Here is an 11,376-nt window from a genome sequence, read left to right as displayed (position 1 = left end):
ATCGTGTAAGAGTAGCTAACAAGACAAGAAATGGAGTACAAAAATGAAAACATTAACATTTTGGAGATCAAAAAGATTTTGGCAGATTCTAGGTTTAAATAGTCTTATAATTATTGGTCTTTTTGTTTTGTTGACTTTTACATCGCAAAAATTGCTTAATGATTATGCTGAAACTAATTATAAAAATATGATGAACGGTTCCACTATAAGGTTAAACAGTCAAGTAACTAATATGATACAGGAGCTAAACTATATAGGTGAAAACATTCAGAAAGATAGTGGTGCTAATAGTACCACAGAAGAAGAGATGGTTCGTTATTTGAAAGAAATAGCGACATTTGCCTCCTTGATAGATGGAGGTTCAGTAGTTGATGTTGATGGCACGGTCTTAGCACATTATCCAGAGCATTATTCTTTAACAAACACACAGTCTAATACATTCTCTGATGAAGAAGACATTTCGTTTAAAAAATTCACGAATTCTAGCGGGAATAAGTTGATGCAGGTAACGGTACCTATCTTTAAAGATGATAAAGTTTATCGTAATTATAAATTGATTATCGATGTAGCTAGAAATCCGATGTTTCAAACTTTATTTTCTACACTAGAATTCACAAAAAATAGTTATGTAGCAGTTTATGATTCAGATGGAAAGTCTATATTTGAACATAATAAACTTGATAGTCAAATTTCGATTTCATCTTTTCAAATTAATCGGCAGATGCTAACAGATATGTCGCCCGGATTTAAACAAGTATATTATCAAGCAAATCAGGAAGATAAATCTTATTTTGTTTCCCAACAGCTAATTAGTGGATTAAATTGGTCTGTCTTAATGGCTATTCCAGAAGAGGAAATTAACATTGCCTCACAAGAGTTGAATAAGGTTTTAATACCTGTTTTCCTTATCTTGTCTATTATCCTATTCTTCACTATTACAATCATGATGCACCGTAACTTACAGCCAATAAATCGCCTATTTCATGCCGTAGAGAAAGTTAGTGAGGGTGATTATACACATCGTATTAAGCAAGTTGATCCAACTTCAGACATAGGAACGATTAGTGCAAAATTTAATGTAATGGTACACGAGTTAGAAAAATATCGTACAGATGTAAAACAAAAGACTGTCGAGTTGAAACAACAAAAGAATTTTCTGAATCGAATAATTAATTTTAATCCTAGTGCTATTTATACGATGAATTGGGAAGGTAAGTTTACTTTAATAAATAAAGAATTCGCTTCTTTATATAGCTTAACCCCTGACGATATTATAGGAAAAAAAGAACAAGACTTCAATCCAAATGCAGAGGAGGCTTGGCGTTATTTAAAAGTGAATCGTGAAATCATGATGACTAATGAAGCGAAAGAAACAGAAGATTATCTTATCGACCATAATGGTGATAAAAGATGGTTTCACATTGGTAAAGTACCAATTGTCGGTAATATAGGCGAACAGTTACAATTACTATGTGTAGCAACAGAGATAACGGAGATGAAAAAACAAGAAGAACTTATTAAATATCAAGCATTTCACGATGAACTAACGAAACTTCCAAACCGAAAACTATTTATTGAAACAATAGATTCAGAAATTAGCTATGCGCAAGAACACGATACGAAAATTGCACTATTCTTTCTAGATCTAGATCGATTTAAGTATATTAATGATACATTCGGCCATGATGCAGGCGATTCTTTATTAAAGACTGTTGGACAACGTCTACAGAGCATTCTAAAAGATGCAGACAAAGTTTTCCGTTTTGGTGGTGATGAATTTACTATTTTAGCAACGCAACTTAATGATAAACAGGAAGCAGCGGATATCGCTAAAGAAATTTTATCTATCCTAACAAAACCTTATCAATTTAATGAACATAGATTTATTATTACAGCAAGTCTCGGGATTAGTATCTACCCAATTGATGCTACTGGGGTTAATGCACTTACAAAATATGCAGATACTGCAATGTATCAATCAAAACAACAAGGTAAAAATACATTCCGATTTTATACAGAAGATATGGAAAATGAAGTAGCTGAAAAATTAAAACTAGAAATGGACCTGTATCAAGCAAACGAGCGCAATGAGTTATTTATGCATTATCAACCAATTATAAATACTAATTCAGGTAAAATGACTGGCGTAGAAGCATTGTTACGCTGGGAACACAAAGAACTTGGATTGATTACTCCTGCAGAATTCATTCCAATTGCTGAAGAGACGGGTTTAATACATGAAATTGGAGAGTCAGCGTTACGTATCGCATGTATGCAAATGAAGAAATGGAATGATAAATTAGATAAGCCGTTATTCCTATCTGTCAATCTATCACCTGTGCAATTACAAGATCAAGAAATTGTTACGAAGATATGCAAAATATTAGAAGAGACCAACTTTAATCCAGAACTTTTGACATTAGAAATTACCGAATCAACAATTATGAAAAATAAAAATAAAGAAATTCGTCTTATTAAGCAACTAAGAAAGTTAGGCTGCAAAATTGCAATTGATGATTTCGGAACGGGCTACTCATCATTAAATGTAATAAAACATTTACCAATAGATACGTTAAAAATTGATCGATCATTTATTCAGAACTTACTAATTGACGAAATAGATGATGCCGTGCTGACTGCCGTATTTGAAATGGCAGCAAAGCTTAAGTTGATCGTTATTGCAGAGGGAATTGAGACAGAAGAACAGTTTGAATATGTTAAACAAAAACACTGTCACTATGTACAAGGTTTTCTCTTTAGCCAACCATTAGAAGCCGAACAAATTGATATATTCAGAAATGACAATCAATAGGATCAATTGCCAATGCGAAATCGTTGACATTTCTGCAATTTAAAAATAAAATGAACAGTAACTATTTAATTAATAACCCATTTAGAACTACGCATTTGTTATTAAATAGTAATAAGCTTTTTTACTTTAATAAGGTGGTGGCAATGCATGGAAACGAATCATACAAATCAAGTTAAAATTGGTGACTGGGTTCGAGCTAAATCAAGTAAAGGTGAGCTAATTCATGGTTTTGTTGAAAAAAATGCATTAGATCACAATATTATTCAATTACGTGTTGTAGCAAGTGATAACAAAATGCTTATGGGTCATAGTATTCAAATTAATAAGATTAAACTAAATAAATTGGATATGACAGTATCTAAGACTGAGAAACAATTACGTCAATTAATTGATATTGCATTAGAAACAAAAGATGAAGCTTGGTTTCTTGATTTAACAAAACAACTACAATATGTAGAAAAAACAAAAAAACAAGCTTACATTAAAGCATACCAGTCAAAACCTAATTCTACTCAAGAAGATTTTCGTTCGAATTAAGATAAGCAAAGACATCCTTTTCCTATGGATTGGATGTCTTTTTTTGTGGCTATTTTATTGACATGATTTCTGTTATATGGTAAATAAGTAATGTTAGCACTCGTTAGTTAAGACTGCTATTTTAAAATTTGAAAGGGGTATCGATATATGAGTAAGCAACAATTTGAAGCTGAATCAAAAAGACTATTAGAAATGATGATTAATTCTATTTATTCAAAGCGTGAGGTATTTATTAGAGAATTGATCTCTAATGCGAGTGATGCGATTGATAAAATGTATTATAAAGCTCTAACGGACGATTCGATTACATTTAATCAAGATGACTATTACATAAAAGTGGCTACGGATAAAAACAAACGTCAACTAACTATTACAGATACTGGCATCGGTATGACGAAGGAAGAATTAGAGAACAACTTAGGTGTGATTGCCAAGAGTGGATCATTAGCATTCAAAAAAGATAATGAAGTAAAAGATGGACATGATATTATCGGACAATTTGGTGTTGGTTTCTACGCTGCATTTATGGTTGCAGATGTTGTTACAGTATGGACAAAAGCATTAGGTAGTGAACAAGCATATAAATGGCACTCCGAAGGCGCTGATGGTTATTCGATAGAATTAGCCGAGAAAGATACTGTTGGAACTACTATCACATTAGATATAAAAGAGAGTACAGAAGAAGATGACTTCGAAAGCTTTTTAGATGAAAATGAATTGAAAACGATAATTAAAAAGTACTCTGATTTTATCCGTTATCCAATTAAAATGGATATCATTGAAGAGCAAGTAAAAGCAGATGACGAAGATGAAACAGAAGAAGTTGTTGAAGAACAAACAGTAAACAGTATGATACCAATTTGGAAAAAGAACAAAAATGAGCTAAAAACAGAAGATTATGAACAGTTTTACGCTGATAAACATTATGGGTTTGATAAACCGCTACAACATATTCATGTTAGTGTAGATGGGAATATTCGTTATGAAGCGATTTTATATATTCCGGAAAACATGCCATATAATTACTACTCTGCAGAATACGAAAAAGGTCTAGAATTATATTCAAATGGTGTATTAATCATGAATAAATGTGCAGATTTACTACCAGATTACTTTAGTTTTGTCCAAGGGCTTGTGGATTCAGAAGATTTATCACTTAATATCTCTCGTGAGATGTTACAACATGATCGTCAATTAAAATTAATTGAGAAAAATATTACGAAGAAAATAAAAACAGAATTGCAAAAAATGTTACGAAATGATCGAGAAAAATACGAAAAATTTTATACCTCATTTGGACGCCAGTTAAAATATGGTGTATATAGCGACTTTGGTCAAAATAAAGATATCTTACAAGATTTATTATTATTCCATTCTTCTAAAGAAAAGAAACTCGTTACTCTAGAAGAATATGTAGAGAGAATGCCAGAAGATCAAACGTTTATATATTATGCTTCAGGTCAAACAAATGAGCGAATTGAAAGACTGCCACAAACTGAAATGGTCTTAGATAAAGGCTATGAGATTTTATACTTTACAGATGACGTTGATGAATTTGCAATCAAAATGATTATGAATTATCAAGGCAAAGAATTTAAATCAGTATCAAGTGGTGATTTAGGATTTGATTCAGATGACACAGAAACAAATACAGAAGAAGAAACAAAAGCTAATCATGATTTATTAGATCATATGAAGACTGTATTATCTGGTAAAGTAAAAGATGTTCGAGTATCTAAACGATTAAAAACTCATCCGGTTTGTTTAAGTAATGATGGTGAAATTTCAATTGAGATGGAGAAAATTTTAAGTATGATGCCTGATAACCAAGAAGTGAAGGCTGATAAAATCTTAGAAATTAATATTCATCACGATGTATTTGAATCATTAAAAGATGCATTTGATAAAGACAAGGATAAAGTAGATGTATATACAAACATTTTGTATAACCAAGCATTATTAATTGAGGGACTAGCTGTAGAAGACCCGATTGCTTTTACCAATGATATCTGGAAAGCTTTAGCTTAATTTCATACAAAAACAACCTCTTCTTTTTTAGAAGAGGTTGTTTTTATGTTTTATTTGGAAGCATTTGCATATGGAAGGCGAGACTAGTTGCTTACGTACGCTTTGTTATTTATTATATTTATGTGCTGATGTGATACAATTCCACTAGTGGATTTTTCTTCATAGGAGTGACTAAACAATTGAATTTAAAATTAGACCGTAAAATTATAGAAGCTAGATGCGGTGAACTTTCCTATAAAAGTGGGAATGTTTTTTATCGTAATAATAAAGTTAAGATTGAAACAAGTACACCGAACTTATGTAAAGCAACTGTTTTAGGTAAAGAAGCTTTTCAAGTTGAAATTGAGAAAAAATCAAATAAAGATTTCCAAGCGACTTGTAGCTGCCCTAATTTAGCTAGTTATACGTTTGATTGTCAACATGTAGCAGCCGTATTAATAACAATTAATGAACTACAACGCAAGACGAATGACTCTCAGCCATCACCACATTTGACAAATGGCTTGTTGGAAATTTTTAATCAACCCACTTCACGCACAAGTGCAGAACAATTACATTTTGAAAATAGAAAAGTACTTGATGTTGCTTTTATTTGCAATCCTGTAATAGTAGATAAAGAAGGTCATCTACTAACAATAGAAATGAAAGTAGCTGGAGTAAATGTGTCAGATATTCGAGCGTTCCTAACAAATCTTAAAGAAGGAAGATCCTATAGAATTTCTTCAGGGTTTATAGTTGACTTACAAGAACATTGTTTTAATCATAAGACGGATGAAGTTATTCAATTACTAATTCAACTTATGACGGATGAACGTTTTTATCTCGAGCATTTATCGAGTGAAACCATCGATCAGATAAAAAAGCAGCAAATACTCATTCCTGCTACTTCATGGGCCAAAATATTACCGTCATTAAAAAACGTATCAGAGGTTACTGTTCATTATAAATCAGCTACTTATCAAGGGATCCAACTAACCGAAGAAAAATTACCGTTACTGTTTGAATTAATTGAGACAGCTGAAGATGGTTACCAATTAATTGTAGACGGCTTAGATAATATGATTGTGTTTCTGTCCTATAAGATGGTCTTCTTCGATGGTAAATTCGAACAATTAAATCAGCAACACACGAAGCAATTAACGGAATTAAAAAGAATATTAGATAATTCAAATGCGAATAAAATACCAATCCCTAATCAGCAAGTAAACTTTTTTTTAGAAAAAGTTGTACCAGGACTGAATGGATTAGGAAAGGTTACGATTTCAAAAGAACTACAAAAAAATGTTGTACAAATCCCGTTGATTGCTAAACTCTATCTGGATCGTGTTAAGAACCGTTTGCTGGCAGGACTAGAATTTCATTATGAAAATACTGTGATTAATCCATTAGAAAATAGGGAACCAACGTTAAATACCCTGTTTATAAGAGATGAAGCTAAAGAAGCCGAAATTTTGCAAGTTATGGAAGATAGTCTGTTTGCTACGACTGAGAGTGGATATGTTCTTTATAATGAGGAGTTAGAATATGACTTTTTATATTATAAGCTTCCAGATTTACAACGGTTGACACAAGTTTATACAACAACTGCAATTAGAAACCGGATTGTAAAAAGTAACTCGTTTCCCAAAATAAGAGTGAAGTTTAAAAGAGAAAGAACAAACTGGCTAGAATTCACTTTTGAAATGGATGGAATACCAGATGATGAAATTCGAGAACTTTTAGAAGCATTGGAAGAAAAGCGTAAATATTATCGTTTGCAAAATGGTGCTTTACTCACATTAAATACAAAAGAATTTGACGAGATAAATCGTTTTCTTCAAGGTCTACCTAGAGAAGAAACCGGTAATTTAGTAGATGGTTTAACCATTCCAATAGTTAAGTATATGGAGATACTCGATTCGGTCGAATCGAGCAATACCTTTTTAGTGGAAGACTCATTTCGCCACTTTTTAAAAACAATTGAAGATCCTAAAAATATTGCTTTTGCTGTACCTGAAAAATTAATATCTATTTTAAGGGATTATCAAGTAGATGGTTACCAATGGTTAAGAACACTAGCTAGCTATGGCTTCGGTGGAATATTAGCCGATGACATGGGACTTGGTAAAACGATTCAGAGTATTACTTATATTTTATCTGAGTTGCCAGCCATTCGGGAACAGAAGCGGCCAATATTGATTGTATGCCCATCATCTATTACCTTTAATTGGTTAACTGAGCTTACTAAATTCGCACCAGAAATAAAAGCGATTGTTATTGGCGGAAATAAAAATAAAAGGATGAAACAACAAACAAATCTACTGAAGATGGATGTCATTATTACTTCCTATCCAATTGTGCGTCAGGACATCCGAATTTTTGAAAAGAATGTTTATCATACTGTCTTTTTTGATGAAGCACAGGCTTTTAAGAATCCTGTCACTCAAACAGCCAGATCCGTTAAACGGATTGATGCTGATCATAAATTTGCTCTAACAGGAACACCAGTAGAAAATACAATAGAAGAATTATGGGCTATTTTCCACGTTATCTTTCCAGATCTATTTTTAGGACTTAAGGAATACAGCACACTTTCTAGAAAGACAATAGCAAGGAGATCGCGTCCTTTTCTACTTCGTAGGTTGAAGACTACAGTATTAAAAGAACTTCCTAAAAAAACAGAAACACTCGAAACAATTGAGTTATTTTCGGAACAAAAGAAACTATATACAGCATATTTGGCTAAACTAAGACATGACACAGTAAAACATTTGGATAAAGAGACATTTCGAAAAAACAAAATTCGAATTTTGGCAGGATTAACAAGATTACGACAGATCTGCTGTCATCCAAGTCTTTTTATTGATGGTTACACAGGAACATCAGCAAAATTCGAGCAATTGTTGGCTATAGTTGAAGAGATTAAACAATCAGGTAGAAGGGTGTTAATCTTCTCGCAATTTACGAAGATGCTCGATCTAATTGGTAGAGAATTAACCAACAGAGAACATGCTTATTTCTATCTTGATGGACAAACACCTGCTGAAGATCGTCTTAAAACATGTAACCATTTTAATGATGGTGTACGAGATATCTTCCTTATATCAATGAAAGCAGGTGGACAAGGACTTAATTTAACAGGAGCTGATACTGTGATTTTCTATGATAGCTGGTGGAATCCTGCTGTCGAAGAACAAGCTGCGGACCGTGCTTACCGATTTGGACAAACTCGAGATGTACAAGTGATAAAACTTGTTTCTAAAGGAACAATTGAAGAAAAGATGCACGCATTACAAGATAAAAAAAGAAATCTAATCGGTGAAATCATTGATTCAGAAGAACAAATTAGCGCGGCAATTACGGAAGATGACATTCGTGATATTTTGATGCTTTAAATAGATCAATTCAAACTTTCACGAAAATAATGGTTTATTTAATACGTTAAAAGGTAAATTAAGAGCAATGATATTTTAATAAAAGGTAATCGTCACGAATTCGTCACAGAAACTTCATTAGCTATTCACAACTTTTTGAACCTTAAAGTTTATAATGTAAAAGGATAACATTTCTTACTTGATAAATGTTAAGATAGAAAACATAGTATGTGTATTACTTCACTTAAATGTAATAGCCGCGAAGGAGGAATAACCAATGGAATTTGATACAGTCACCATAAGTAGATTAATCACAGCAATGACCCTGACATTTCATATCATCTTTGCGACATTAGGTGTTGGTGTGCCATTATTTATTTCATTAGCAGAATTTATCGGAATTAAAAAGAAAGACAAACATTATGAGTTATTAGCGAAGCGATGGGCAAGAGGTTTTGTTATAACTGTCGCAATTGGTGTTGTTACAGGAACAGCAATTGGTCTGCAACTTTCATTAGTTTGGCCAAACTTTATGCAACTTGCAGGTAATGTAATAGCATTACCGTTATTTATGGAAGTTTTCGCTTTTTTCTTTGAAGCAATTTTCTTAGGTATCTATTTATATACGTGGAACCGATTTAAAGGGAAATTTACACATTGGTTTATTTCATTACCAATTGTAATTGGAGCAGGTATGTCTGCAGTTTTCATTACGACAGTAAATTCGTTTATGAATTCACCTGATGGCTTCACAATGGAGAATGGAGAGTTCGCTGCTGTCAATCCACTTGAAGCAATGTTAAATCCATCTGCACCAACTAGAATTGCGCATGTAGTAGGAGGATCATATCTTACAGTTGCCGCAATACTAGCAACGATTGCTGCAATTGCATTATTACGACGAAAAGGGGCTACTGAGTATCATAAAAAGGCGTTAAAGCTAACTGTGATCTCAATGTTTGTATTCTCTTTAATAACAGCAGTTGCAGGAGACGCATCGGCAAAATATCTGGCAAATAATCAGCCTGAAAAATTAGCTGCTGCAGAATGGCTTTTTGAAACAGAAGAGAACGCTGATCTGCTCTTATTTGGCTGGCTAAATGAAGACAATGAAATTGTTGGCGCAATTCGAATACCTGGAGCGTTAAGCTTTTTAGCACATGGAAATTTCATGAGCGAAGTTACAGGTTTAGAAGAAACGCCCGAAGATGAACGTCCACCATTGTGGATACATTATATGTTTGATTCAATGGTTTCAATTGGAATGTTTTTAATCGGTATTTCATTTCTCTATCTGGTTCTAACTCGATTTAAAAAATGGGATGAAAATAATAAATTTATGCTTTGGCTTATAGCATTAACTGGACCATTAGCAATGTTAGCTGTAGAATTCGGTTGGATATACGCAGAAGAAGGAAGACAGCCATGGATTTTGCGTGGTTATATGCGAGTTGAAGAAGCAGCAACATCATCTCCATATATTTTGCATATGTTCTTTTTGTTTTTAGCTTTATATATTGTTTTAGGTACATTATTTGTTATCACGTTAAGAAAATTATTTAAAGACAATCCGGCAGAGATAGAATTAGAAAAACACTACCCTGAAACTATGGAAGAGGGGGAAGAAAAATGAGTTATGAAATAATTGGAATTACTGTTCTATGGTTATTTTTGTATGGGTATCTGATCATTGCATCGATCGATTTCGGTGCAGGGTTTTACGCCTTTTACGCAAAAATGACGAAACAAGATCATATTATCAATCAAATAATTTCAAGATATTTATCACCGGTTTGGGAAGTTACGAATGTGTTTCTAGTTTTCTTTTTTGTTGGAATAGTAGGCTTTTTCCCATCAACGGCATATTATTATGGTTCTGCTTTACTCGTTCCAGCAAGCTTTGCTATCGTACTGTTAGCTATTCGAGGATCATTTTATGCTTTTGAAAATTATGGGTCAAAACAAAGTAATATTTACATGTTTTTATATGGAGCAACTGGGTTGTTAATTCCAGCCTCTTTATCAGTTGCGCTAACTATTTCAGAAGGTGGATTCATAACCGAAGAAAATGGTGTAGTTTCGCTTAAATATTTGGAATTGTTCACAAGTCCTTTAGCATGGAGTATTGTTGCATTAGCGATAACGGCACTATTATTCATTAGTGCGAGTTTTTTAACGTACTATGCTTCCCGAGCAAATGATCACGCAGCTCTTAAAATAGTGCGAAAATGGGCTCTCTTTTGGGCTACACCAACAATTATAATGGCTTTAACGACAATGATTGCTTTAGGTCAGCATAACGAACGTCATTTTGATAATATGTTAGATCTATGGTGGATATTCGGTTTATCTATGGGCTTTTTCTTAATAGCAATGGGTCTATTATATATTGGCAGAAATTATGGATCAGCGTTTATCGCCATTATGTTGCAATTTTTCTTTGCATTCTTTGGCTATGGTGTTGCGCAGTACCCATATTTGCTTGATCCGTACATTCACATAGAGGATAGTGTAACGAATGAAGCTATGGGTATTGCTTTAATTGTGGCCTTCATTGGGGGATTACTCTTGTTAGTACCTTCTCTTTTCTTGCTCATGCGTTTATTTCTATTTAATGCAGATTATGCGAAAGGGAAAAAATAATTG

Annotated in this window: 6 protein-coding genes; all 6 read left to right on the top strand. The window is 33.1% G+C overall.

Going from position 1 to position 11,376, the window contains the following annotated elements:
- Positions 1 to 43: 43 nt before the first annotated feature.
- The 6 genes from D2K62_RS01445 to D2K62_RS01420 all read left to right on the top strand — a co-directional run bounded on the left by D2K62_RS01445 (position 44) and on the right by D2K62_RS01420 (position 11,373).
- Positions 44 to 2,812, top strand: coding sequence for a bifunctional diguanylate cyclase/phosphodiesterase (locus D2K62_RS01445; RefSeq protein ID WP_112181044.1), 2,769 nt, complete (start codon positions 44 to 46; stop codon positions 2,810 to 2,812).
- A gap of 147 nt (positions 2,813 to 2,959) precedes the next feature.
- Positions 2,960 to 3,349 (top strand): IDEAL domain-containing protein, encoded by a 390-nt coding sequence (locus D2K62_RS01440; protein ID WP_117160789.1) that lies wholly within the window; start codon positions 2,960 to 2,962, stop codon positions 3,347 to 3,349.
- 147 nt (positions 3,350 to 3,496) lie between these two features.
- Positions 3,497 to 5,377 (top strand): molecular chaperone HtpG, encoded by a 1,881-nt coding sequence (gene htpG / locus D2K62_RS01435; RefSeq protein WP_117160788.1) that lies wholly within the window; start codon positions 3,497 to 3,499, stop codon positions 5,375 to 5,377.
- 179 nt (positions 5,378 to 5,556) lie between these two features.
- The gene (locus D2K62_RS01430; RefSeq protein ID WP_117148781.1) at positions 5,557 to 8,751 is read left to right on the top strand and encodes a DEAD/DEAH box helicase; all 3,195 of its coding nucleotides are present in this window, start codon (positions 5,557 to 5,559) and stop codon (positions 8,749 to 8,751) included.
- 256 nt (positions 8,752 to 9,007) lie between these two features.
- The gene (locus tag D2K62_RS01425) at positions 9,008 to 10,363 is read left to right on the top strand and encodes a cytochrome ubiquinol oxidase subunit I (RefSeq protein ID WP_117160787.1); all 1,356 of its coding nucleotides are present in this window, start codon (positions 9,008 to 9,010) and stop codon (positions 10,361 to 10,363) included.
- Positions 10,360 to 11,373 carry a cytochrome d ubiquinol oxidase subunit II gene (locus D2K62_RS01420; RefSeq protein WP_117148782.1) on the top strand — a complete coding sequence of 338 codons (1,014 nt, stop codon included), beginning with the start codon at positions 10,360 to 10,362 and terminating at the stop codon, positions 11,371 to 11,373. The genes D2K62_RS01425 and D2K62_RS01420 overlap by 4 nt, the downstream gene beginning before the upstream one ends.
- Positions 11,374 to 11,376 lie beyond the last annotated feature (3 nt).

It is taken from the genome of Paraliobacillus sp. X-1268, from assembly GCF_003426095.1.
Lineage (GTDB): Bacteria > Bacillota > Bacilli > Bacillales > Amphibacillaceae > Paraliobacillus_A > Paraliobacillus_A zengyii.
This window is presented reverse-complemented; position numbering and strand designations above follow the sequence as displayed.